General features: G+C 36.3%; 24 protein-coding genes and 1 other annotated feature. Of the genes, 8 read left to right on the top strand and 16 right to left on the bottom strand.

What is annotated here, in order from left to right; translation table 11 throughout:
• Window positions 1-94: 94 nt before the first annotated feature.
• Both I583_RS11100 and I583_RS11105 read right to left on the bottom strand, forming a co-directional pair.
• Window positions 95-748: an HAD family hydrolase gene (locus I583_RS11100; protein WP_010760385.1), complete on the bottom strand. Its 654-nt coding sequence runs from the start codon at window positions 746-748 to the stop codon at window positions 95-97.
• Window positions 749-766: 18 nt separating this feature from the next.
• Window positions 767-1,636, bottom strand: coding sequence for an SPFH domain-containing protein (locus I583_RS11105; RefSeq protein ID WP_010760384.1), 870 nt, complete (start codon window positions 1,634-1,636; stop codon window positions 767-769).
• A 167-nt stretch (window positions 1,637-1,803) separates the two neighbouring features.
• On the opposite strand from I583_RS11105, the gene I583_RS11110 reads away from it, so the two are divergent.
• Together I583_RS11110 and I583_RS11115 are read left to right on the top strand one after the other, a co-directional pair.
• Window positions 1,804-2,778: a ring-cleaving dioxygenase gene (locus I583_RS11110; protein ID WP_010760383.1), complete on the top strand. Its 975-nt coding sequence runs from the start codon at window positions 1,804-1,806 to the stop codon at window positions 2,776-2,778.
• Between the two features lie 19 nt (window positions 2,779-2,797).
• Window positions 2,798-3,418, top strand: a complete 621-nt coding sequence (locus I583_RS11115; protein ID WP_010760382.1) for a flavin reductase family protein — start codon at window positions 2,798-2,800, stop codon at window positions 3,416-3,418.
• A gap of 81 nt (window positions 3,419-3,499) precedes the next feature.
• Here the strand turns inward: I583_RS11115 and I583_RS11120 are convergent, their stop codons facing one another.
• The 4 genes from I583_RS11120 to I583_RS11135 all read right to left on the bottom strand — a co-directional run bounded on the left by I583_RS11120 (window position 3,500) and on the right by I583_RS11135 (window position 8,061).
• Window positions 3,500-3,862: an iron-sulfur cluster biosynthesis family protein gene (locus I583_RS11120; protein ID WP_010760381.1), complete on the bottom strand. Its 363-nt coding sequence runs from the start codon at window positions 3,860-3,862 to the stop codon at window positions 3,500-3,502.
• Between the two features lie 95 nt (window positions 3,863-3,957).
• Window positions 3,958-4,449 carry a gamma carbonic anhydrase family protein gene (locus I583_RS11125; protein ID WP_034683507.1) on the bottom strand — a complete coding sequence of 164 codons (492 nt, stop codon included), beginning with the start codon at window positions 4,447-4,449 and terminating at the stop codon, window positions 3,958-3,960.
• A 118-nt stretch (window positions 4,450-4,567) separates the two neighbouring features.
• A complete protein-coding gene (gene efrB / locus I583_RS11130; RefSeq protein WP_010760379.1) occupies window positions 4,568-6,334 on the bottom strand; it encodes a multidrug efflux ABC transporter subunit EfrB in 1,767 nt (588 codons plus the stop codon).
• Complete coding sequence (locus tag I583_RS11135) at window positions 6,331-8,061, bottom strand: ABC transporter ATP-binding protein (RefSeq protein WP_010760378.1); 1,731 nt, start codon at window positions 8,059-8,061, stop codon at window positions 6,331-6,333. Before I583_RS11135 ends, efrB begins: the two co-directional genes overlap by 4 nt.
• Before the next feature lie 194 nt (window positions 8,062-8,255).
• On the opposite strand from I583_RS11135, the gene I583_RS11140 reads away from it, so the two are divergent.
• From I583_RS11140 to rnjA, 3 genes are all read left to right on the top strand, one after another.
• Window positions 8,256-8,645, top strand: a complete 390-nt coding sequence (locus I583_RS11140; RefSeq protein ID WP_010760377.1) for a YbaN family protein — start codon at window positions 8,256-8,258, stop codon at window positions 8,643-8,645.
• Between the two features lie 292 nt (window positions 8,646-8,937).
• Window positions 8,938-9,150: a DNA-directed RNA polymerase subunit epsilon gene (locus tag I583_RS11145; protein WP_010760376.1), complete on the top strand. Its 213-nt coding sequence runs from the start codon at window positions 8,938-8,940 to the stop codon at window positions 9,148-9,150.
• A gap of 1 nt (window position 9,151) precedes the next feature.
• The gene (gene rnjA, locus I583_RS11150; RefSeq protein ID WP_010760375.1) at window positions 9,152-10,822 is read left to right on the top strand and encodes a ribonuclease J1; all 1,671 of its coding nucleotides are present in this window, start codon (window positions 9,152-9,154) and stop codon (window positions 10,820-10,822) included.
• Between the two features lie 54 nt (window positions 10,823-10,876).
• Here the strand turns inward: rnjA and I583_RS11155 are convergent, their stop codons facing one another.
• Entirely contained in the window at window positions 10,877-11,326 is a 450-nt protein-coding gene (locus tag I583_RS11155) for a universal stress protein (RefSeq protein ID WP_010760374.1), read from the bottom strand.
• A 178-nt stretch (window positions 11,327-11,504) separates the two neighbouring features.
• Between I583_RS11155 and I583_RS16895 the strand changes: the two genes are divergently transcribed.
• Window positions 11,505-11,654: a hypothetical protein gene (locus I583_RS16895; protein WP_010760373.1), complete on the top strand. Its 150-nt coding sequence runs from the start codon at window positions 11,505-11,507 to the stop codon at window positions 11,652-11,654.
• A 200-nt stretch (window positions 11,655-11,854) separates the two neighbouring features.
• Here I583_RS16895 and I583_RS11160 read toward each other — a convergent pair whose 3' ends face one another.
• The 4 genes from I583_RS11160 to I583_RS11175 form a co-directional block, all read right to left on the bottom strand.
• Complete coding sequence (locus I583_RS11160) at window positions 11,855-12,055, bottom strand: cold-shock protein (protein WP_010760372.1); 201 nt, start codon at window positions 12,053-12,055, stop codon at window positions 11,855-11,857.
• Between the two features lie 148 nt (window positions 12,056-12,203).
• Window positions 12,204-12,872: a RadC family protein gene (gene radC / locus I583_RS11165; RefSeq protein WP_034683679.1), complete on the bottom strand. Its 669-nt coding sequence runs from the start codon at window positions 12,870-12,872 to the stop codon at window positions 12,204-12,206.
• A gap of 86 nt (window positions 12,873-12,958) precedes the next feature.
• On the bottom strand, window positions 12,959-13,618 hold the full coding sequence (locus I583_RS11170) for an HAD family hydrolase (protein WP_010760370.1): 660 nt from the start codon (window positions 13,616-13,618) through the stop codon (window positions 12,959-12,961).
• A 410-nt stretch (window positions 13,619-14,028) separates the two neighbouring features.
• On the bottom strand, window positions 14,029-15,348 hold the full coding sequence (locus I583_RS11175; RefSeq protein WP_010760369.1) for a bifunctional folylpolyglutamate synthase/dihydrofolate synthase: 1,320 nt from the start codon (window positions 15,346-15,348) through the stop codon (window positions 14,029-14,031).
• A 364-nt stretch (window positions 15,349-15,712) separates the two neighbouring features.
• Here I583_RS11175 and I583_RS11180 point away from each other — a divergent pair, with 364 nt between their 5' ends.
• The gene (locus tag I583_RS11180; RefSeq protein ID WP_010760368.1) at window positions 15,713-18,280 is read left to right on the top strand and encodes a YfhO family protein; all 2,568 of its coding nucleotides are present in this window, start codon (window positions 15,713-15,715) and stop codon (window positions 18,278-18,280) included.
• A 21-nt stretch (window positions 18,281-18,301) separates the two neighbouring features.
• Window positions 18,302-18,895, top strand: a complete 594-nt coding sequence (locus I583_RS11185) for a TVP38/TMEM64 family protein (protein WP_010760367.1) — start codon at window positions 18,302-18,304, stop codon at window positions 18,893-18,895.
• A 57-nt stretch (window positions 18,896-18,952) separates the two neighbouring features.
• On the opposite strand, the gene I583_RS11190 is transcribed toward I583_RS11185, so the two are convergent.
• The 5 genes from I583_RS11190 to I583_RS11210 form a co-directional block, all read right to left on the bottom strand.
• On the bottom strand, window positions 18,953-21,598 hold the full coding sequence (locus I583_RS11190; protein WP_010760366.1) for a valine--tRNA ligase: 2,646 nt from the start codon (window positions 21,596-21,598) through the stop codon (window positions 18,953-18,955).
• Between the two features lie 85 nt (window positions 21,599-21,683).
• Window positions 21,684-21,902 (bottom strand) — a binding site (T-box leader).
• A gap of 44 nt (window positions 21,903-21,946) precedes the next feature.
• Window positions 21,947-22,438, bottom strand: coding sequence for a thiol peroxidase (gene tpx / locus I583_RS11195; RefSeq protein ID WP_010760365.1), 492 nt, complete (start codon window positions 22,436-22,438; stop codon window positions 21,947-21,949).
• A gap of 142 nt (window positions 22,439-22,580) precedes the next feature.
• Complete coding sequence (locus I583_RS11200; RefSeq protein WP_010760364.1) at window positions 22,581-23,234, bottom strand: redox-sensing transcriptional repressor Rex; 654 nt, start codon at window positions 23,232-23,234, stop codon at window positions 22,581-22,583.
• A 153-nt stretch (window positions 23,235-23,387) separates the two neighbouring features.
• Window positions 23,388-24,593, bottom strand: coding sequence for a tRNA uracil 4-sulfurtransferase ThiI (gene thiI / locus I583_RS11205; protein ID WP_010760363.1), 1,206 nt, complete (start codon window positions 24,591-24,593; stop codon window positions 23,388-23,390).
• 42 nt (window positions 24,594-24,635) lie between these two features.
• The gene (locus I583_RS11210; protein WP_010760362.1) at window positions 24,636-25,784 is read right to left on the bottom strand and encodes a cysteine desulfurase family protein; all 1,149 of its coding nucleotides are present in this window, start codon (window positions 25,782-25,784) and stop codon (window positions 24,636-24,638) included.
• Window positions 25,785-25,904: the final 120 nt, after the last annotated feature.

Raw genomic sequence — 25,904 nt, forward strand, 5'->3', positions numbered from 1 at the left:
ATAGATTAAATGTGGTTTAAATATAGCTGCTCAAGACATGAAAAGACCCCAAAAAATTGTATTTTTAACTTACAATTTTTTTGGGTATCTCACACTATTCTTTTAAAATTATTTCTTCTATCTCTTCAGGAGTGACAGCAATATAATCAGCTCCAGCACTTTCTAACTCTGCTCGATCACCGAATCCGTATAGAACTCCCATACAAGACAGGCCATTTTCTTTTGCACCGACTATATCATGACTACGGTCACCAATCATCAGTGACTCGTTTAAATCGGTGATTTTGGCTGATTTCAGTGCATATCTTATAACATCCGCTTTTTTCGAACGAGCACCATCTAAACTAGCGCCATATATCCCAACAAAATAGCTCTCTAGATCAAAATGAGCCAAAATTTGTTTCGCATAAATTTCTGGTTTAGATGTTGCGATATAAAGGTTACAGCCAGCCTGTTTTAAGGCGGTCAGTACTTCTACGATCCCTTTATATACCTGGTTTTCATACATCCCTTTTGTTTGATAATATTCACGATAATAGCTTACTGCAAGTTCAGTTGAATGGTCAGACAACTGAACTAATTTTTTAAAACTATCGTCTAAAGGTGGGCCAATAAATGAATAAAGCTCTGTTTGATTTAACTCTTCTAAATTCATTTTCTTTAGAGCATAACGTACAGAATTAATGATTCCTTCACCAGAATCTGTAATCGTTCCATCTAAGTCAAATAAAATTGTTTTATATTGCATAAGAGACTCACTTTCATTCTATCTTTCGTGAACATCTCCAGTATTGATAACTGGTTGGGTTCCTTTATCTGTAATGATCGATACTAGAAGATTGTTGATCAACTGAACTTTGCGATCATCAGTAAAGTTGATTTCTTGTCCGTCTTCAATTTGTTCCAGAGCCATTTGTGTCATGGATACCGCACCTTCAACAATGATTTGTCGTGCAGATAAGATTGCTTTGGCTTGTTGTCTTTGTAGCATAGCACTAGCGATTTCTGTCGCATATGCTAAATGGTTTAAGCGTGTTTCAATGACTTCAACTCCAGCAACAGCTAAACGTTCTTGTAATTCTTTTGCCATTTCTTCTGAAACTTCAGTTGTATTTCCACGTAAGGTCAAATCGTCATCATTGAACGTATCATAGGGATATTGTGTCGCAATGTGGCGAATGGCCGTTTCACTTTGGATTTCTATAAAATCTTGATAGCGATCCACATCGAACAAGGCTTTAGCTGTATCGACGACTTTAAATACAACAACTGCAGAAATTTCAACAGGATTTCCATCTGAATCATTTACTTTTAACAACGAGCTATTAAAGTTACGCACTTTTAATGAAACGTTGATTTTTTGAGTTAAAGGTGTTGTCACAAACAAGCCATTCTCTTTGATTGTACCTAAGTATTGCCCAAAAAATAAGATGGCTTTTGCTTGATTTGGACTAACGATTGTTAATGAGCTTAAAAATAAAGCTGAAATTGTCCACAATACTAAACCAATCGTAATCATCCCAAACGTTTCATTTGTAACACCAACATAAAAGCAATATCCTCCAATTACGATTAAGATAATCAATACAACCAACGCAATATACCCATTAACATGAAACGTTTTTTTCTCTTCCAAGATTTCCCCCTACTTTCTTTTTACTTTTAGTACCCCTATAGTACTCCTCTTTGTTCTTTCCATCAATAGTTAGGAAAAGAGAAAAGAGTTGCTTAATTCTTAGTTTAGATGTAAACTTACTTTTAGTAAGTGAATAATATTATTAATCAATTTGGAGGTTTTATATTATGGATACACAAATTCGCGGAATTCATCATGTCACAGCAATGACATCAAGTGCAGAAAAAATCTATCGTTTTTTTACAGATACTTTAGGATTACGTTTGATCAAAAAGACAGTCAATCAAGATGATATCCAAACTTATCACCTATTTTTTGCTGACGATCTTGGATCTGCTGGTACTGATATGACCTTTTTCGATTTCCCTGGGATTCCTAAAGGAAGCAAAGGGACAAATGCTATTTCTCGTACCTCTTTTCGTGTTAAAAACGATGCTTCTTTAGCTTATTGGGTTGATCGTTTTAACGAACATAAAATCAATCACGGAGAAATTAAAGAACGTTTTGGCAAAAAATATATCGAATTTGAAGATTTTGACAAACAGCAATATCAATTGATATCAGATGAAAAGAATCAAGGTGTAGCTAGTGGAACTCCCTGGAAAAAAACAGACGTTCCAGCAGAACATGCTTTGATTGGACTAGGTCCAGTCTTTGTCACTGTAGCAGATTTTGAACATATGCAACGAGTTTTAGTTGGAGTGTTAGGCTTTAAGCTAGTCGATGCTGAAGGAAGTTTCCACTTATTTGAAGTAGGTGAAGGTGGTAATGGTGCAAGTATTATTGTTGAACACCGAACTGACCTTCCAGATGCACAAGAAGGTTTTGGAAATGTTCATCATTTAGCCCTTCGCATAGCAGATCAAGAATCGTTGCGTTTTTGGATTGATAAAATCAATCAACTTCAATTCCCTAACTCTGGTTTTGTTGAACGTTTTTATTTCAAATCTGATTATTTCAGAGCTGCTCCTCATATTTTGTTTGAATTGGCCACTGACGGACCTGGTTTCTTGGAAGATGAAACATATGAAGCTGCAGGAGAAAAATTGTCTTTACCACCATTTTTAGAAGGAAAAAGAAAAGAAATCGAAGAATTTGTTCGTCCTTTTGACACGTCAGATGCAAATAAAGCACGTTCATAACAAAGAAATGGAGACACATATGCTGCATTATCCGACTAAATATCTATCGTCAAAACAAGCCTATAAATTTCTATCTGGCAGTATCATCCCACGCCCTATTGCGTGGGTGACAACGCTGAATCAAGAACACGAAACTATAAATGCTGCACCGTTCAGCTTTTTTAATGCGGCGGCCTCTGAAATTCCATTAGTCACCTTATCGATACTCAGACGAAATGGAGAAATAAAAGATACTGCTCGAAACATTATAGAAACAAATGAACTCGTGATCCATTTAGTCAATGACCAAGTCGTTGAATCGATGAATCAAACAGCGGCCTCTTTAAAATCAGACCAAAGTGAAATCATCCTCAATAAAATTGAAACAACCGTTAGTAAATCTGTGACTGTTCCTGGAATTAAGGCTGCGCCTATTCGGATGGAAGGGCGACTACATCAATATGTTCCAGTAAAAAATCATGAAGATCAGATCATTACAGATTTATTTATTGTTGAAATAACCGATTTTTATTTTGATGAAGCCATATTTGATCAGAAAAATGAATACATTTTACCTGAAACATTCAATCCGATTGCACGTTTAGCTGGTAATACGTATGCTCATATTCGTGACTTGTTTGATTTAAAAAGACCCGATTAAAAAAACGAGAGGGATTTGTAGTGACCCCAAAAAGTTAGACTTTTTAGGGTCACTACAATTTTCCTTCTCGTTTTTTTGTCATTATATTGTTCGTTCCGGCCGCAAGTCTACAATTGGTACATTTCCGTCCAAAATACCACTAGGACTTTTCAACTTAAATACTTGTAAACGAGGATCAACTTCTAACGTCATCTCTTCATCCAAATATCGTTTAGAGTAATCCTTGATGTAAATACCCCCAATATCTGAATCTACTGTCAAATTAAAATCAGATTTATCCTGGAGCTGATCCAGTAACAACAAGCGAAAGCTAGTATCAAGAGAACAAACACCCATTTTAGAATACTTACCCACACCATCATCTAAATCCAAAATAATCACTGCTTTGCTTTCGATATAGGGAGTCAATTTTACTTGAGCTTCGTCGCTAATTTTCAAATACATTAATTCTTCGCCTCTTTCTTACATAATAAATCAACATTCAGTTTATAAATGTTAACGTCCATAAGTAACAGTACCTACCTAGACTATGTTTTTGCCTAGTCTAAACGCGTATAATTTCCAGCAGCAAATTGTTTTGATAACGCCACATAATGCTGGGCATTTTCTTTGTTTTTCCGAATCTCTTCTCTCGTCAAAGGACGAATCACTTTAGCTGGTCGTCCAAAGGCTAAAACATTTGGCGGAATCTCAGTCCCTTCTGTAACTAAAGAACCTGCACCTATCAAACTATTTTTCCCGATTGTTGCATGGTTCAAAACAGTTGAACTCATACCAATCAAAGCTCCATCTTCTACTGTACAACCATGTAGCATACAGTGATGACCAATCGTTACATTTTCGCCGATAATAACAGGTGCATCTTGATCGACATGGATCACTGTGCCATCTTGTACATTACTTCCTGTATTGACGGTGATTGAATTGTTATCGCCTCTAAGCACAGATTGAAACCAAATACTTGTATCTTTAGCCAACACCACATTACCATAAACATCTGCACTTGCTGCAATGAAATATTCTTTTGTCATATTTCTCACCTCTTCTATTGCTTTTAGTATAACAAATTTGGCTAAATTACGTAGTGAATAGACTTCTTTATTCCTATAAAAAAGGAAAGACAACCTCAATCGGTGTCTTTCCTTTTTATTATTCGTAGTCGCCATCTTCAGCAAACTGGCTATTATATAGTTTTTCATAAAAACCGCCTTGTTCTAATAGCTCGTTATGCGTTCCTTTTTCAATGATTTCACCTTGGTTCATTACAAGGATCAAGTCTGCTTCACGAATTGTTGATAAACGGTGAGCGATCACAAAACTCGTGCGCCCTTCCATAACTCGTTCCATTGCTTTTTGAATCAACGCTTCTAAACGGGTGTCGACGGAACTTGTTGCTTCATCTAAAATCAAAATTCTAGGATCAGAAATCACGGCTCTGGCAATCGTCAATAATTGTTTTTGGCCAAGAGAAACGTTGTCTCCTTCTGAATTGATTTCCATCTCATAACCATCAGGCATGGTGCGGATAAAATGATCAACATTGGCAGTCTTCGCTGCATCAACTACTTCATAATCGGTCGCATCTAATTTACCAAAACGGATATTGTCCGCAATTGTTCCTTCGTATAGCCAAGCATCTTGCAAGACCATTCCAAAGACTGAACGTACATCACTTCGATCCATTTTTTTCGTATCGATCCCATCGATTTTGATTGCCCCATCTGTAACATCATAAAAACGCATCAATAAATTAATCAATGTTGTTTTTCCTGCTCCAGTTGGTCCAACAATTGCGACCGTTTGGCCTGCTTTTACTTCAAAGTTCAAGTTTCTGATCAATGGTTTTGCAGGATCATAACTAAAGCTGACATTATCAAACTGAACAGACCCTTGAACATTTTCGGGTAACGGAATATCATGTTCATTTAATTCTTCTTCTGGTTCATCTAAAATTTCAAACACACGAGTAGTCGCAGCTGAAGCACTTTGCAATGCCGCTGATAATTGTGTGATATTTCCCATCGGCTGACTAATCTGCCAAATGTATTGAATAAATGCTTGCAATTGCCCAACCACGATAGCACCTGTAATCACATAGTAACTACCTAAAACTGCCATACCAATATACGTTCCATAAGCAGTCATTTGGACAAGTGGTAACATCAATCCTGAAATAAATGTTGCTTTAAAACCAAAGCTATTTAAGTTATGGTTGACCTTTTTAAATCCTTGTAACGTTTCTGATTCACGGCCATATAGTTTTAAAACACTAAAACCAGTCATATTTTCTTGCACGTAACCATTTAGATTTCCAAGAGCATTTTGCATTCCTTGGAAGTATTTTTGTGAAATACCAACGATTGTTTTTGAAATAAATAATGATAAAGGAATCATGATGATCGAAATCAGAGCCATCAGCCAATTGATATAAAACATCATCACAACAGCCATTACAATTCCTAAGATAGCTGAAACGATATTGATAAAACTTTGCTGCATCGCATTACTCACGGCATCCACATCATTGGTCACGCGAGATAGAATGTTTCCTTGTTGATTTTTATCAAAATAAGAAACGGGTAGACGATTGATTTTTTCATCAATATCTCGACGTAAATCACGCATTGAATGTTGAACGACTGCTGCCATTAAATATCCTGATAAAAATTGTGCTGCACAGTACCCGATTCCAACAATCAAAATCCAAATCAGGCATTGAATAATATAAGCGTAATTCAAGCCATCACCTGCTGCAACATTCTTACTGATCTCTGTGATCGGTAAACCTGAAACATATGGCATCGCCGCATTAAAAGCCACCGTTAAAACAGTAAAGATGATTACTAAGACAAAGGTTCCTTTATAAGGGTTGATATATCTGCCTAAACGTCTAATAGAAGAGAGTGCGTTTTTCATGCTAATTCCTCCTCTGACAGTTGAGAAGCGGCAATATCATAATAGATAGGGCAATTCTCAAGTAATTCACGATGGGTACCGATACCAACGACATCCCCTTCATTTAAAACCACGATTTTATCTGCATGCATGATCGTCCCTACACGTTGTGCTACGATCAGAACAGTTGATTCTGTTGTTTCCTTTTTCAAGCGAGCTCTTAAATTTGCATCGGTTTGATAATCCAATGCTGAGAAGCTATCATCAAATATATAAACTTCAGGACGTCGAATCACAGCTCTAGCAATCGCTAAACGTTGTTTTTGTCCGCCGGAAAAGTTTGTTCCCCCTTCTGAAAGAAGTTCATCATATCCATCAGGCTTTTGTGAAATAAACTCGGTTGCTTGCGCAATATCAGCAGCTAATTCCATTTCTTCGATCGTTGCATCTTCTTTACCATATCGCATATTCTCTGCGATCGTTCCTGTAAATAGCAACGCTTTTTGTGGGATATACCCGATTTTATTACGCAGTGCACTTAATTTATAATCACGAACATCGATTCCATCAAGTAATACTTCACCTTCTGAAACATCATAAAAACGTGGTATCAGTTGGATCAACGTAGATTTCCCACTCCCAGTACTACCGATAAATGCAACGGTTTCCCCAGGAGATGCTGTAAAGCTAACGTTACGAATCACTGGACTTTCTGAATGTCCAGGGTAAGCAAATGTAACATTTTTAAATTCTAAATAGCCTTTTGTCTTCGTTTCTGTGATACCTGCTTCATTTTCACGAATCACAGGTTCCATATCGAAGGCCTCTTGAATTCGGCGAGCAGAAACAGCTGCACGAGGATACATCATAAAGACACTAGCAAATAACATAAATGAGAATAGTGCATGGAAAATATATTCAATAAACGCAATCAAGTCACCAACAAGTAAGCTCCCTTGATCGATTTGAAGTGCACCATTCCAAATAATCAACACCATCACGATATTAAAAAGAAAGAAAAAGCCTGGTTGTGCTGCCGCCATCAAGCGGAAAAGGCTCTTAGAGCTTTTAGTATAGTCTTCATTGACTTTGCTAAAACGACTTTCTTCAAACTTTTCATTTACAAAAGCGCGAATTACTCGCAAACCAGAAAGGTTTTCTCTCAAAATCCCGTTGATTCCATCTAAGTTTTTTTGCTGTTTATTGGATAATGGTTCAGATACTTTAGCGATCAATACCACAGCTGCTAAAAGAAACGGTAGTGCCCCTAAAACAAACCAGCCTAAAGAAGGACTTGTTCGCATGACCATATATAAACTGACAAAAAACATCATCGGTGTCATAAAGCCTATCCGTAAAATATTCCCCATAAACAACATGATTTGATAGGCATCATTTGTTGTTCTTGTAATCAGTGAAGATACACCAATTGTTTCATATTCACGATGGGAGAAAGTCTGTACCTTTTCAAATAGATCATCTCGAATATCACGTACAATATTTGTTGTCATTCTTGCACCAAAGTACCCTAACATGATATTCATCGCTACGCCAATAACCGTGATTACAATCATCAACAGTCCTTGCTGTTTTACATAATCGTAATCATTGTTTTTGATCCCAACATCGATCATTCGTGCTAAAATCGTGGGTAAACCTAGTTCTATCAATATAAATCCAAAAACACAAATGAAATCTAAAAACAATAATTTCTTATATCTCATCGTGTAACGCCACATCAATTTCAATCAATCATCTCCTATTCCAATTTTTGACCCAGTACTTTCACTATAGCATAAAACCAATAGCTAGGTAAATTATATTTGAATGAAAATCGAACACTTTTCAACTGAATAATAAACTGGACCATTTTTACTATGGTATAATGAAGATTACTTTAATTTTCGCACTAAAATAGAATGAAAGTGATGGGATCAACGTAATGAAAAAAATACTGTATATTTCTTTAGGCTGCCTCGCATTTGGCTTGGGTACGTTAGGGATTTTTCTGCCTATTTTACCTACGACAATTTTTTATATTTTAACTGCATTTTTCTGGATGCGTAGCTCCGAATATCTGTATACAAAATTTATCGAATCAACCTATTATCAAAAATATATTCAAGCGTCTATTCTAGAAAAGAAAATCACTCCTCTCGGTCGAGTAAAACTGTTTTCAACTTTATTTGTAATTTTTGCGATTCCATGTGTCATCGTCCGCAATCCAATTATGACAACTACTTTAGCTATCATCTTTTTGATACATTTAGTTGGTCTAAATTTATATTTCAATAGAAAGAAAGTCACGCCTTTAAAAGAACCAAATGAATAATAAGTTTTTCTTTAAAGTAACAAGTCTGTTTCTATACTTATTCGCTGTTTTGTGATAAAATACGATTAATTGTTGTACAACACAACACAAGGGACGGTTGAAAGAAAGTACAGTTTCCATAAAACAAGTAAAGTGAAGCAAAGTCGAGGCTTCATTTCATCATCAACGAATGTTTTTGATGTCAATTGTTTTTAGGGTGGACAGCCACCTCATTTTGTTGTGTTCAAAAATTACAGTAAAAAATATAAAAATAAATAATTAACTGCTTTGGCAGATAAAGGAGAAAACACATATGATATATAAAGTTTATTATCAAGAAACAAAAGTAAGAAACCCAAAAAGAGAAGATACAAAATCTATTTATGTTGAAGCAGAAAGTGATGTTATCGTGCGCCAACAAGTAGAAGAAAATACCCCATATAACATCGAATACATTCAAGCACTTGATGAAAATCACCTAGCTTATGAACAAGAGCACGCGGAATTCTCTTTAACGGAGTTTTAATATGAAAGTAAATATAAAAAACAATGAAACCGGCGTTTTTGCAATAGGCGGTTTGGGCGAGATCGGAAAAAACACTTATGGGGTTCAATTTCAAGATGAAATCATCATTATTGACGCTGGAATCAAGTTTCCAGAAGATGATTTACTTGGGATCGACTATGTTATTCCCGATTACAGCTATATCGTCCAAAATCTGCATAAAGTTAAAGCGTTAGTTATCACTCATGGACATGAGGATCATATTGGTGGTGTCCCTTATTTATTGCGTCAAGCAAATATACCAATTTACGCTGGTCCGCTAGCCTTAGCTTTGATCACCAATAAATTGGATGAACATGGTTTATTACGTGATGCTGAGATGCATGAAATCAATGAAGATACTGTGATTCGCTTCCGTAAAACAGCGATTAGCTTTTTTAGAACGACCCATAGTATCCCTGATGCTTTAGGTGTAGTCGTTAAAACACCCTCCGGTAATATTGTTGCAACAGGAGATTTCAAGTTTGACTTTACACCAGTTGGTGAACCTGCAAACTTGCACCGTATGGCAAAACTAGGTGAAGAAGGTGTCTTATGTCTGCTTTCTGATAGTACAAATGCGGAAATTCCAACTTTTACTAAATCAGAGAAAACGATTGGCTCTTCTATTTTAAAGATTTTTGAAAAGATTGAAGGAAGAATTATCTTTGCTAGTTTTGCTTCAAATATTTTCCGTCTCCAACAAGCCGCAGATGCTGCCGTTGCAACGGGACGTAAGATTGCAGTATTTGGTCGTAGTATGGAAAATGCAATCGTTAACGGCGAACATTTAGGATATATCAATGTACCCAAAGGAACGTTTGTAGATGCGAGCGAGCTGAATCAACTTCCTGCTGGCGAAACAATGATTTTATGTACAGGTTCTCAAGGTGAACCGATGGCAGCATTAAGTCGGATTGCAAATGGAACTCACCGTCAGATTTCAATACAGCCTGGTGATACAGTGATCTTTTCAAGTTCACCGATTCCTGGAAACACAACAAGTGTTAACCGTCTGATCAACTTGCTTTCAGAAGCAGGTGCTGAAGTTATTCATGGAAAAATCAATAACATCCATACTTCAGGTCATGGTGGCCAAGAAGAGCAAAAATTAATGTTGAGTTTAATGAAACCTAAATATTTTGTGCCTGTACATGGTGAATTTAGAATGTTGAAAATCCATGCATCGTTAGCACAAGATGTTGGTGTGCCAGCGGACAATTGTTTTATCATGGAAAATGGTGATGTTTTAGCTTTAACGGCTAATGAAGCTCGAATCGCTGGTCATTTCAATGCCAGTGATGTTTACGTAGATGGTAACGGTGTCGGTGATATTGGTAATGTTGTCTTGCGTGATCGCCGGATTCTTTCTGAAGAAGGTTTGGTTTTAGCAGTAGCGACAGTGGATATTAAAAATAAAGAAATTCTAGCTGGTCCAGATATCTTATCTCGCGGATTTGTCTATATGAGAGAATCGGGAGAAATGATTCATGAAGGACAGCGTTTATTGTTCAATGCAATTCGTGAAGCATTACGAGATGAAAATTGTACAGAGGCGAAATTGTGTGATGCCATTTCAGCTGCTTTACAACCCTTCTTGTTTGAAAAAACAGAACGTCACCCGATGATTTTACCAATGATCATGACTTCATGAGTGTGAATACAAAAAAGCAACTGATGGATAAAGTCCATCAGTTGCTTTTTGTCTCTATACTACATTATTCACTACTAAAACGTTGGCTTTTGTATGGTTAACAACATAAGAAGTCGTTGATCCAACCATTAACCTTTCAAAACCGTTTAAACCTGTTCTGCCGATTACAATTAGATCGATCGGTTCTTTCGACTCTGTAAAATCAGCGATCAACGTTTTGGGATAACCATACATAACATACGTGAAAACTTGAGAAACACCTTGTTCAAGTGCTTTTGACTCGCGTTCTTTCATCTCTTCTTCTTCTCTTGTACGAAGATCTTCCATCAGTGTTCCCATCGACATTGTTAGTTCACCAAAATAATTACCCATCTCTTCAATAACAGATAAAACGTGTAAAGCCGCGTCATTTCGTTTGGCAATTTTGATTGCTTCTTGAAAAGCTTTTTCTGACTGGTCAGAACCATCTACAGCAACTAAAATATTCTTATAAGATTCTCCCACGATAAAAACCTCCTTCTTTGTTATTTCTATTATACTACTTAAAAGGGCTTTCAACAAAAAAATTTGCCGCGTAAAAAACTTTCTTCTTTACACTTCTAAAAAGCCGTGTTATAGTAATCATGGAATTTCGTTATCAGATATCGTTGCCTTTCATAAGAATCAAGAGAGGAGAATTATTATGACATTTGGTAATAAAGTATTAAAATACCGTGTAGCACTTGATACAAAGAGAAATTTGTTTATGGCTATCGATGCAAATAACCAAGCAAACATTGCTTATGGTATCACGATTACACAAGCAGTAAAAGAATTGAAAAAATCTATTTAAGGAGTTATCAACCTAAATGAGCGATTCAAGTTCTAATACGATTTAAAGGCGTCTAGTGAATGTTAATCACGGATGCCTTTTTTGTTTTGTATTACATCTTAATTAAGAATACTGTTCAACATCTGCTTTGCATTGTACTCTCAATATTTAACAGCAAAAAAAAACATCTGACAACTGTCAGATGTTTTGGAATGGACTAATTAGTTTTTAACAACGTTAACTGCTTGAGGTCCACGATCAGAATCTTCAACGTCGAAGCTTACTGATTGGCCTTCTTCGATTGTTTTGAATCCTTCACCTTGAATTGCTGAGAAATGTACGAATACATCGCTACCATCTTCGCGAGAGATAAATCCAAATCCTTTTTCTGCGTTAAACCATTTTACTGTTCCTTGTTCCATTCTTTTGTTCCTCCTCGTGCTTAAGCACTAAATATTGTAACATTGCCCGTATACGATAGAGGGTTTTAAAATTAAAACTTCTATATTGTCCCAAACAAGATTACACTAACATTGTACATGCGAACCCTTATTTTTGCAAGAAATCTAGTTAGTCTGCCGCAAAAAAATTTTCTTCTCTCATGCTGATGTAAACTTGTTCTCCGATGATAATATGATCCAATACTTCGATCCCCATCATCTTTCCACATTTCTGCATTCTTTGCGTAAAATGAATGTCACTTTCTGACGGAGTCGGATTACCGCTCGGGTGATTATGAGCGAGGATTAAACGTGCCGCAGAGTATTTCACTGCACTACGAAAAATCTCTCTAGGATGCGCCACTGACTGATTCAACGACCCTTTAAAAACTGTTTCTTGTTTGATTACCTCATTCTTCGTATTCAAATACAAACAAACCAAATGCTCTTGGTGAAAATCTTGTAATTCATACATTAAATTTTGAGCAATTTGATAGCTAGAAGACACCTTACCCAATTTTAGCTGGGTACTTTGTTGGATTCGGTAACCAAACTCAATCGCTGCTCTTAGTTCGATTGCTTTGATTCGCCCAATTCCTTTGATTTTCATCATTTCGGTAAGCGTGGCATTTTTCAATTCATATAAATGATTGAAATAATTCAAAAACTTAGAGGCTACCTCCATCACGTTCGTATTCTTTGAACCAGTTCTTAATAAAATCGCTAATAGTTCTTGGTTCGATAAGGCTTTTTCACCTACGACCTCTAATCGTTCACGAGGTAAACAATCTTCTGGCATTTCTCTAATAAATAGTTTTTCTTCTTTGATCAAAAAATCACTCCTTTATACGCTTCTAGTAAAAGATACGCAAAGGAGTGACGTTTTTATTTTTTTAAATAAGCTGGAGCTTGAGATAAACTTTCAAAAATTTCTAACGTTTTTTCTTTAACTTCATCTGTTGGTGCTAACAGATCTGGAACCATAATCACAGGAATCCCAGCTGCATTTGCCGCTGTTACTCCATGAAATGAGTCCTCAAAAATCAAAGTGTTATCAGCTTTTGTGCCTAGGTTGGCTAATGCTTTTTGGAATATTTCTGGATCTGGCTTCGCTCGAGTCACATCTTCTGCTGAAACAATTCCTGAAAAGCGTTCCTTGATTCCAGCGCCCTCTAATAATAATTCAATTGCTGGACGAACATTACTTGAAGCTACGATTCTTGGAATTTCATGTTGATCAAGAAAATCAAGTAATTCCAGAACCCCCTCTTTTAATGGAACTTTGCCTGATTCAAATACTTGGTAGGTATCGTCATATGAACGCTCGATAAACTCTTCTACTTTTGCTTTACCGAAATCCTTATAGATTCGATGATAATTCTCTTGTACCTCTTCATCTGATACACCTAAAAATTCTAAATAAAGTTCTTTGCTGTATGGAAAGTTCATTGCATCAGCTATTTTTTGCGTTGACTGATAATAAATCAGCTCTGTATCAAATAATAAACCATCCATATCAAAAATTACTCCGTCAATTTGTTTCATGATTTCCTCCTAAATTAAAAGCTGAACGAGCCCATTCAGCCTTGACAGAAAAATAGGAAATTATGAGTGTGGCGCTTTTAGCCACAATCATAATTTATCTTTTTTCCGAAAGGCTAGCTCGTGAAGCTAGATACAATTAAAAGCTGAACGAGCTCATTCAGCCTTGACAGAAAAATAGGAAATTATGAGTGTGGCGCTTTTAGTTACAATCATAATTTATCTTTTTTCCGAAAGGCTAGCTCGTGAAGCTAGATACAATTAAAAGCTGAACGAGCCCATTCAGCCTTGACAGAAAAATAGGAAATTATGAGTGTGGCACTTTTAGCCACAATCATATTTTATCTTTTTTCCGAAAGACTAGCTCGTGAAGCTAGATAATACATAGCGCAATCGACCTTGTCTAGTTGAGACTAGTCCCCATCGCCAGATCCTATGTTCAACAACAATTCACGGACTTGTGAAACAAAATAAAGTGAGCCCGTCACTAACATCAAATCGTCTGCAGACATTTTTTCTAAAATTTCACCTAAGCCGAATTGCCACAATGAAACAATCTCTGTTTTATCATCTTCAAAATGTTCCATCTTTGTTAATTCAATTGCTCTAGGATAATCAAAAGTGGTCAAATATAAATGAACATTGGGCACTTTTCTTAATATCGCAATCATTTGATCGATATTTTTTGACGCTAATGCCGAAAATAAAATATGGATATCCCGATTTGGAAATTCCTTTTTCAGATTTTCAGCTAAGCGGCGCATCGCATGGTCATTATGGGCACCATCTAAAATAATTAATGGTTCAGCACTTATTTTTTCCATCCGAGCAGGCCATTGAGCCTGAGCTAACCCTTGATAAACATCTCTATCTGTAAAATTGATTTGGCGCATTTCACAGTAAAGATAGAACAGCTGGATTGAAACAGCCGCATTTTCTACTTGATGACGACCTAATAAAGGTACTTTGACTTTAGGTAACTTACCTGCGTCACCATAAAAATCAAAGATTTCGCCCCAATTTTTGTCGGGATGTCGATATTCTGCTTTATAATCTTTTTCATAACGATACACGCTACTGTGTTTTTCTGTCGCGACTTCATTGATCACGACAAACGCTTCTTCCTCGATGTTGCCAGTTACAACTGGAATTCCTTCTTTGATGATTCCAGCTTTTTGGAAGGCAATTTTTTCAAGTGTATCACCTAATATTTCTGTATGGTCTTTACCGATCGTAGTGATTGCTGTTAACATCGGTCTCACAACATTGGTACTATCTAATAAACCGCCAAGTCCAACTTCAACAATGGCGATATCAACTTGTTCATCTAAAAAATAATCAAGCGCCATAACAGTTAATGTTTCAAATTCAGTGATTCCTGCACTCTCAGGCTCTTGATCCATTTCTTTGATCAACTCTTGATATTTTTCCACATACTGGATGATATGATTGTCTGATATTCCATGTCCGTTAATGGCAATTCGTTCATTAAAATGTTCGATATACGGAGAAGTAAAAGTTCCTACGGTAAGTCCTAATTCTTCTAACATACAGCGTAAATATGTGACTGTAGAGCCTTTTCCATTTGTACCTGCAATGTGGATGGTCGGTACTTTTTCTTCAGGATTACCGACTCTTTTCAGTAATGCCTCCACCCGATCAAGACCTGGCCTAGATCCAAAGGGTAGTCTACTATGAATCCAATCGATTGCTTCTTCTATCGTTAATGACATCTTATCAACTCCTCATTATCCATTATATCGAAAGCTGAGGTGCTTTTCACTAATTAACGCCTTTAATTCTGTAATTGATCGATTCTATAAAAAAGAGTTAACAAATGGTTCATCACTTTCAAATAAAAACTACTATGATAAAATAAACAAGTCTCTATGTATGAACTAACTACTAATTCTTTTGCACCAACACCTAATCCCATGATAAACTAGAGTCTTGGAGAGAAATCTAACCACGTTTGTTTTATAAATAACGAGTTTTCAAAATTAATATTGTTGCAGGTAGTTCGTTTGATTTTCAAGGATTGATTGAACCTTTATCCTAAAACAGTTACAAATCATTAGAATAGAGGAGCAGTATAGTATGTCAAAAACAAAAAAAAGTTTATTGGTCACTGGAAGTTTTCTTCTTCCTTTCCTATTATTAATCATACTCTGGTCGATTTTAGGTTTAGCACCGTTAGGAAATAACAATCTCTTGGTAAGTGATTTAGGTACACAGTATATGCCATTTTTAAGTTCATTGAAGCAGTTTTTCCAAGGAGAAACTTACTCTTTATATTCATTTTCTGATGCCCTTGGTGGAACTATTTTACCCTTAAGCGCTTACTATTTATTAAGTCCTTTCAATAGTTTAGTCTTGCTGTTTTCTTATGAGCAATTGCCGATTGCTATCTTATTGATCATTACATTAAAAATTTCCCTCATGGGCAGCTCGATGTTTTATTATCTTCAAAAAACGTATCGGCAATCAACCATTTCAACTTTACTTTTTTCAACATCTTATAGCTTATGTGGCTTTGTAACGGTCTATTGTTTGAATTTCATGTGGTTGGACGCATTGGTTTTGCTCCCTTTACTAGTATTGGGGATTCAGCGATTATGGGATCATAAAAAGTATGTTCTTTATGCAGTCTCATTATTTTCAGCCATCGTAACCAATTATTATATGGGCTATATGCTCTGCATTTTTGCTGTATGCTACAGCATTTATTGGTATTATCAAAAAACAGAACCATCTAAAAAGAAATCGATTTGGCTATTTATTAAAGAAAGTCGTTTGTTTTTCGTTACTTCTTTCCTAACTGGGATTAGCACAAGCTTTATTTTGATTCCAGCTGTAGAAGGAATGTTAGCGACAAAGAAAACTAATTTTGAGTGGCAAACATTTTTACCGACACCTAATTTTGGTTTTAATTTTCTTTCGCAATTAGGTCTTGGCAGCGTTAATTTTGAATGGCGTTTAGAACATCTACCGACGATTTTTTCTGGAATCTTGATGGCCTTGCTTTTTATTGCTTATTTTCAGCTGTCAGCTATTTCTAAGAAAGAAAAAATTGGCGCTGCGTTTTTAGTTGGGTTTATTTTCTTGAGTTTCTGGTTGGAACTTGTCAATACGATTTGGCATATGTTTCAAAGTCCTGCAGGATTTCCGTATAGAAATACGTTTATCTTTAGTTTTTTGGTGATAAAATTTGCCTATGAAGCGTTTCTAAAATTGAAGGATGGCGCAAGATTAAAGATAGTTGTTCCTTGTATTTTTTCTGGATTGTTGCTTATTGGTTATATTGCTTTAAAATTTTCAAAAGAGAAAATCTTTTTACTGTCCGATTATTATGTTGTTCTCAGTCTATTTAGTATTTGGTTGATATTTGGTTTAATTGTCTTAATTCAAAAAATGCACGGCTCAAAAAGAAGCGGCCTTTATGTACTATTATTCCTAGTCGTTTGTTCTGAATTAGTCTTTAATTTTTGGATCAGCTTTAAGGATATTCCATTTGGAAACCAAGAAAAATTTGCACAAACCTATAAAATTCAGGATAGAATCATTTCTGATTTACAAAATAAACATCCTCATTTATTCAGGATAAAACAAACGATTGATTCCGATGATGCAGGTTATAATGAAAAAAATAATGGCTACAATAATCCAATTTTATATGGCTATGCTGGTGTTTCCAGCTATACCTCTACTCTAGATGCTAAAACCCAAGATACGTTACATGCTTTAGGTTTATATCAAAAAAATGACCGTAGAATCGCTTATGTGGATGAGTCGAAAGTTATCAACTTACTTTTAAATGTGAACTATCAGCTCACACCAGAAATTAAGTCATACCAAGAGAATAGTTCAAGTGATCCTTCAACAAATGTTTATGAAAATGAAGAAGCAATTGGCATGGGCTTTTTGGTCCCACAGAAATTCGGTGACCTTAAATTAGCTAACGATCAGCCTCTAAAAAATCAGGAAATGATTCTACAACAGATCCAAGAAAATAAACAAGGTTATTTTCAAGAAACACAAAAAGTAGCTTGGACAACTCAAGTAGACAATCAATACACACTCACTACAAAAACAACAACAGATGGTGAACTTTATCTTTTTGCACCAGAAATCGACTGGAAAAAGATCACTTCTTTTAAAGTAAATGGGGGAAAAATCCAGCCTGCGGTTTATATCGCAACAAATCAATTATTTAATCTTGGCTACTTCAAAAAAGATGACGTTGTTCAATTACAACTTGAATCTGAAAAAGAGCTTGAAGAAAAAACAATTGAATTAAAAACCTTACAAGAAGAAACCTTTGATTCATTAATTACCAAACAAAAGTCTAAAGCGATTCAGCTTGAAGAAGAAGTCTCAGGTACTTTGACTGGAAAAATCACCGTAACTGATCCAGAAAATTCATTGCTTTACTTGGCGATTCCCTATGATAAAAATTGGCAGATCACAGTCGATGGCAAAAAGGTCAAAGCTAAGTCGGTTTTAGGTAATTTTACTGGGATTGAATTAACTTCTGGTAAGCATCAAATTAAAATGCATTACCAACAACGAAACTTTATTATAGGAGTTTTGATTAGCATTTCTGTTCTTTTGAGCGTATTATTTTATCAACTAATAAAATACTTTACACGACAAAAATCAACCTAAGAACGAGAGGAATTTGCAGCCATGGGGAGAAAAATTCTGAAACGAATTATCTATGTACTGCCTATTGTAGGAGTTATTTGTTTCACTGGTCTAGTGGTTTATGGATACTATAAAGGTATTTTTCATTCTGTTCAATCTTTACAGGACTTCATGAAACAATTTGGAGAATACGCAGTGTTGATTTTTATCTTTTTACAAATGCTTCAAGTGATTGTGCCAATTCTTCCAGGTGGAATTTCAACACTTGTTGGAATGCTGATGTTCGGAAGTCTACCTGGCTTACTCTATAGTTATATTGGTTTGATGATAGGTGATGTTATCGTCTATTGGCTAGCACGTTATTATGGGAAACCTTTTGCCCAGCTTATCCTTTCTAAGAAACGGTATTTAAAATTCGAAAAAATGTTGGACCAGCCTGAAAAAGGAATTAAGAAATTGATGATTGTTACGTTATTGATTCCTTTTGCACCAGATGATTTGACGTGTTTGGTTGCAGGTCTGGCTGATCTGCCGTTTAAGGAATATATGAAAGTGTTATTGCTTTTTAAACTTTGGTCCGTTGCGACTTATGGATATGCGTTGTTGTTCTTGTTTAATCGGTTTTTGATTAGTTAGAACAATTAAAAAAGACAGAAATGGCATAAAAAATGTCATTCCTGTCTTTTTTGTTTATTAATTCACTGTACGTAATTGTGCAATTCGTTCTTTCACAACTACTTGTTTCTCTAAATAATCTTTCTCTTTAGCTTTTTCTGCTTCCACAACATCATTTGGCGCATTAGAAACGAAGCGTTCATTCGCTAATTTTCCTTGAACACGTTTGACCTCTTGCGTCCATTTATCCAATTCTTTCTCTAAACGGGCTATTTCTTCTTCCACATTGATCAAGCCAGCTAATGGCAGATACAGCTCTGCTCCAGTTAGAACAGCTGACATCGCTAATTCGGGTGCAATAATGTCACTTGCAATCGTTAATTCTTCTGGATTACAGAAGCGCTCGATGTAGTTTGTGTTTTCGATTAAAAATTTATCAACTGCTTCATCATTAGTTTTAATTAACAGTGTGATTGGCTTAGATAACGGTGTGTTCACTTCAGCACGAATATTACGTACTGAACGAATCACTTCTTTTAAAACTTCCATGCCACGAGCGGCTGTTTCATCTGAAAACGCTTCGTGAACAACTGGGTAATCAGCAACTACAAGAGATACACCTTCATGAGGAATATTTTCCCAGATTTCTTCTGTCACAAAGGGCATGATTGGATGCAATAGACGTAAAATTTGGTCTAGTGTATACACCAAAATACTGCGTGTTGTTTGTTTGGCAGATTCATTTTCTCCGTAAAGAATTTCTTTACTCATTTCGATATACCAGTCACAAAAATCGTCCCAGATAAAGTTATATAACTGACGACCTGCTTCACCAAATTCAAAGCGGTCAAATAAATCAGTCACACGAGCAATTGTTTCATTTAAACGTGTCAAGATCCAGCGATCTGCGACAGTTTTTTCACCACTAAAGTCGATATCTTCATAAGACATTCCCTCAACATTCATGATCACAAAACGGCTGGCGTTCCAGATTTTATTGATAAAGTTCCAAGAAGCATCCATTTTTTCGTAACTGAAACGCATATCTTGACCAGGTGTTGAACCATTTGACATAAACCAACGTAATGCATCTGCTCCGTATTTATCGATGACTTCCATTGGATCGATGCCGTTTCCTAGAGATTTACTCATTTTCCGTCCGTCTTCTGCTCTGATTAATCCATGCATCAAGACATTTTTAAATGGCGCTTGTCCTGTAAACTCTAAACTTTGGAACATCATACGGCTAACCCAGAAAAAGATAATATCGTAGCCAGTTACCAGAGTGCTTGTTGGGAAATAATGCTGATAGTCAGCTGCTTTTTCATCAGGCCACCCCATTGTTGAAAATGGCCATAATGCTGAGCTGAACCATGTATCTAATACATCTGAATCTTGTGTCCAATTTTCTGCATCAGTTGGTGCTTCCATGCCAACATACATTTCGCCTGTTTCTTTATGATACCAAGCTGGGATTTGATGTCCCCACCATAATTGGCGTGAAATTACCCAGTCATGCACATTTTCCATCCAACGTAAGAACGTTTGGTTAAAGCGTGGTGGATAAAATTCTACCGCATCATCTGTTTCTTGATTTTTAATTGCTTTTTCAGCTAACGGTGCCATTTTAACAAACCATTGTGTGGATAAACGAGGTTCAACAACAACACCAGTCCGTTCTGAATGCCCTACGCTATGATTCATTGTTTCAATTTTAATTAAACGACCCATTTCTTTAAGATCAGAAACGATCAATTTACGTGCAGCAAAACGATCCATACCAGCATATTTACCAGCTAAATCATTCATAGAACCATCTTCATTCATTACATTTACGCGAGGTAAATCGTGACGGTTACCGACTTCAAAGTCATTGGGATCATGAGCTGGTGTGATTTTTACTACCCCTGTTCCAAATTCCATATCCACATATTCATCAGCAATGATTGGAATTTCTTTGTCTACTAAAGGTAGCGTAACTGTCTTACCGATTATTGCTTGGTAACGCTCGTCATCAGGATGAACGGCAATCGCTGTATCTCCTAACATTGTTTCAGGACGAGTCGTAGCGATTTCCACAACGCCTGTTCCATCAGTCAGTGGATAACTCATATGGTAAAACGCACCTTCGATATCTTTGTGGATAACTTCGATATCAGATAAGGCTGTTTTGGCTTTTGGATCCCAGTTGATAATGTATTCACCACGATAGATCAAGTCTTTTTCATATAAAGAAACGAAAACTTTGCGGACAGCTTCAGACAAGCCCTCATCTAAGGTAAAACGTTCACGGCTATAATCTAGTGACAAGCCCATTTTTGCCCATTGTTCACGGATATGAGAAGCATATTCTTCTTTCCAATCCCAAACTTGCTCAACAAATTTTTCGCGACCTAAATCGTAACGAGAAATATCTTGCTCTGCTAATTTTTCTTCTACTTTTGCTTGTGTTGCAATCCCAGCATGATCCATTCCTGGAAGCCATAAAGTATCAAAACCTTGCATTCTTTTTTGACGGATAATCATATCTTGTAAAGTTGTATCCCAAGCATGACCTAAATGTAGTTTACCTGTAACGTTTGGTGGCGGAATGACAATTGAATAAGGTTTTGCTTCTTTGTTGCCGTTTGGTTTGAATAAGTCTTGATCTAACCATTTTTGATAACGGCCTTGTTCTACTTCTGTGGGTTGGTATTTAGTTGGCAGATTTTTTTCTTCTGTCATGTAGATTCCTTCTTTCTATAACGTGTTAGTATTCTTTTGAAATATCTGTGATGAGCATATAAAAAAGCCCTAAAATACTTTCGTATTTTAGGGCGTATATACGTATACGCGGTACCACCTAAATTGTGTCTGACTATCCAAACACCACTCATTCGTGAGGTAACGATCACTACTCGAATCATTCTACTACATTCAAATCATCGACTCCCAAGCTACCTTCTTACTGGTTATGTGAAAATCTTCCACCAAGTGATTTTCTCTCTATAACGATGCCAGTAATACTCCTCTTGTTCATAGTCTTTGACTCATTTTAACATTGAAGATGAATAGAAGTCAATTTGAAATAAATTACCGAGCTGCTTTTGCCTTTTCCAACGCAGTAACATAATCAGGTTCTTCCGCAATTTCTGCAGAAATTGCTTCGTAAACTATGTTGCCTTCTTTATCAATCACAAAAATGCCACGAGCTAAATGTTCCATTGCTGGAATAAATAAACCATATGCTTCGCCAAATTTGCCATCAGTATCATGTAAAATTTCCATATCGACACCTTCAGCTGCACACCAATTCGCTTGTTCTTCTTTTGTATTATTAGAAATCGTAATGAATTTTACCCCTTCAACATTCGCGGCTTCTTGATTGAAACGTTTTGTTTGTAATGAACAGATTCTAGTATCGATATCTGGTACAACACTGATCAAAACGGGTGTTCCAATAAAATCTGATAGATTTACTATTTTATCGTTTAAATTTCCTAATGAAAAATCAGGGGCTTTCGTGCCGATCTCAGGTTGTACACCAATTATTTCTACTTCTTCGCCTTTTCTTGTAACTTTCATTAATTTTTCCTCCTCTAATTTAAACGCTGAATGCGTTGTTGGTTAATGAAGCTAGATACTTAAGCTTCAAAGCTCACTCAGTTAAATTTCTCTCTCTATTTAGTATAGAGGAAGGACGAACAGAAGACAAAGTTCTTGCTTTCTATGCTCGTTTACTTGAAAAGGTTTCATCAAAATAAATCAATGTCTGTAACTCTGTTGTTAAATCGATATATTGAACATTCACATTATGAGGTACAGTTACTCTGTCCGGCGCAAAATTCAAAATTGCAGTAATACCAGCATCAACGATTTTATCGATCGCCTCTTGTGCAAATTGACTTGGTACCGTGGAAATCGCAACAGTCACACCCGTTTTTTTAACTTCTTCTGCTAAGTTTCCCATTGGTTGGATAACAATATCGTCGATCGTTAATCCTACAAGTTCTTCTTCAGAATCAAATGCACAAACAATGTTCAGGTTTTCATTTCTTCGGAAATTATTTTTTACCAATGCTTTTCCTAAATTACCACAACCGATCAAAGCAATGCGTTTTTCTTCTTGCGTATTTAAAATATGACTAAAAACTTCAATCAGGTAAGGCACATCATAGCCATAGCCACTGCGTCCTAATTCACCTAAGTGGGAGAAATCTCGACGAATCGTCGCTGATGGTACTTGGATCACATCACTAAATTCTTTCGATTTGATCCGAGTTACACCGGAATCTCCTAACATTTTCAGATAACGCAAATACAAGGGTAGTCTTCTTGCGGTTGCTTTGGGCATTTTTTTTTCTTTATGTAATTCTTTCATTTTCCAACCTCCTTGTTACTTTTTTCACATATATATAGTTTAGCATGCTTAAAGATCGTGGGCAACTTGTTTGTGAAAAAAATAGCAGGTATTAGAAAAAACTAATAAAAAAGAACAGATTCGATAGCGTTATCAAGTCTGTTCTTTCAACTTTTATAGTAAATCAGAAAATTCTTCGTTTTGTTCGCTCAGTTCAGTTATTTCACTAACTTTTAAACTAGCCATTGACCGTGCCATCAGTCCTTCTATATCTAGTCTAGCTTCATAGGCTTGCGCTTTATCTAATTTGGGTCTGGTTTTTGGTTGAGGTGGCGCAAAAATCGTACAACAATCTTCAAATGGTTGAATGGCCAACTCAAAAGTATCGATTTTTTCAGCAATTTCGATGATTTCACCTTTATCCATCGATACAACTGGGCGAATGATTGGTGTTGTGGTTACTTCATTGATTGCTACCATGCTTTGTAATGTTTGTGATGCAACCTGTCCCAATGATTCTCCATTGATGATGACTAGCCCTTTTCTTTGAACACGTATCGCATCAGTCAAGCGCAACATCATTCGACGTGTCACCGTCATTAAATAGCCTTCAGGCACTACTCGTTTAATCTCTTCTTGGATTTCCGTAAACGGTACTTCGATGAACTGTATACTACCAGCATAAGGCGCAATTTTTGCAGCTAGATCCTTAGCTTTTTGTAGAGCTTGCTCACTTGTGTATGGCGGGCTAGCAAAATGGACAGCTTCCACTTCTACACCTCGTTTCATTGACAAGTAACCTGCAACAGGTGAATCAATTCCACCAGAAAGCATCAACATACCGCGTCCACTAGTTCCAACAGGCAATCCACCGGCACCACGAATCGTTTCATAAGAAAGATAAGCACCTTCTTTGCGGATTTCTACACGGATTTCAATATTTGGTTTTTTCATTTGTACAGCAATTTCTGGAAAAACCTCAAAAACAGCACCACCAAGTTCTCGGTTTAATTCATTTGTATCCAATTCAAAGCTATGATCAGAACGTTTAGAGGTAATTTTAAATGTTTGCCCTGGCTGATAGGCTGATTTTATAATCGTTTGGACCATTTCACGAATTTCTGGCATTGTTTTTTCTACACGAACACTTGGAGAAAAATTTTGAATACCGAAAACTTTTTCTAACTTAGGCAAGATTTGTGCACTGTCCTCACCATTTAATATTAGGTGCATCCGATCTCGGTCAGCATGGATTTTGACAGCTGGAAAATCACCAAGTACTCTTTTGACATTTTGGGCTAATTGAGAGATAAATAATTTTCTATTTTTCCCTTTCGTTGAAAGCTCGCCGTAACGAACCATAATTTCAGTATATTTCACAATTTTTCAATCCTTTTCTATAAAGCTTGATTTTTTATTCCATTAGCTATTTAACACTAAGAATTTTTTATATAGTTGATTAAAAATAATCATAAATTGTTCCGCTTCTGCAATCGTATTGCTTTCATCTAAGCTAAGACGAATGGCGGATGTTGCTAAAGCGTCAGGTACTTTCATAGCGTGCAACGTGCTGCTAGCCATTTTTTTCCGACTTGAACAGGCGCTAGTCGTTGATGTATAAATTTGTTTTTCTTCTAATGCATGTACAAGCACTTCTCCCCGAATTCCTTTTAAAGCAAAACATAAAATATGAGGTGCAAAGTCAAATGTTTCTTTTGAAAATACCGTAACATTGGTATATTCCTGCAATGCTTCGATCAAATAACGACGAATCGTTGCAGTATGCTCTGGTTTTTCTGCTTTCTTGTCTGTATACAAACGTAACGCTTTAGCCATTGAAACGATCCCAGCAACATTTTCAGTCCCGCTTCTTTGATCATTTTCTTGACCACCACCCGTTAATAGCGGTGCAAGCTTACGACCATGTTTCCAATAAATAAACCCTATACCTCTAGGACCGTGAAACTTATGAGCAGAAAAAGTGGCAAAATCCACGCGAGGTGTTAACCATTGTTCTTGACTGACTTTACTGATTGCTTGAACCGCATCCACATGAAAATGAATCGTTGGGTAATTTGCTAAGCAGTCACTAATTGCTTTAATCGGCTGGATTGAACCTATTTCATTATTCACTGCCATGATCGAAACAAGGATCGTATCCTTACGAATCAATTTAGCTAATTCATCGACTTTCACAAATCCGCGTTCATCAACTGGAGCAATTGAAAGTTCAAAACCATTCTCTGCGAGTTGCCTTGCTGTTTCAGAAACAGCTGGATGTTCAATATTTGAAATAATGATATGACGACCAAACGACTTCTTCTCTAAAGCTGTTCCTTTTAAAACCCAATTATCGCCTTCCGTCCCACCACTTGTAAAATAAATCTCGTTTGACTTTACTTGGATCAAATCAGCTATTTGCTTACGAGCTTGTTCCATCAGACGACTGGCTTGATTGCCTAAATCATGTAGACTAGACGGATTCCCAATAATACGTTGGCTTACTTTTACATATGTATCTAACGCTTGTGGATAAATCGGTGTTGTTGCACTGTTATCAAAATATATCATCTAAAAAACCTTCTTCTTTTGAAATTCTTTCCTATTATATACTTTCTATTTTAGTAGTTCAACCAAACTACTAGAATTCATTAAATAATAAATTGAAACAAACAAAAAGACGAGACCACA

This window comes from Enterococcus haemoperoxidus ATCC BAA-382, assembly GCF_000407165.1.
GTDB classification, from domain to species: Bacteria; Bacillota; Bacilli; order Lactobacillales; family Enterococcaceae; genus Enterococcus_L; species Enterococcus_L haemoperoxidus.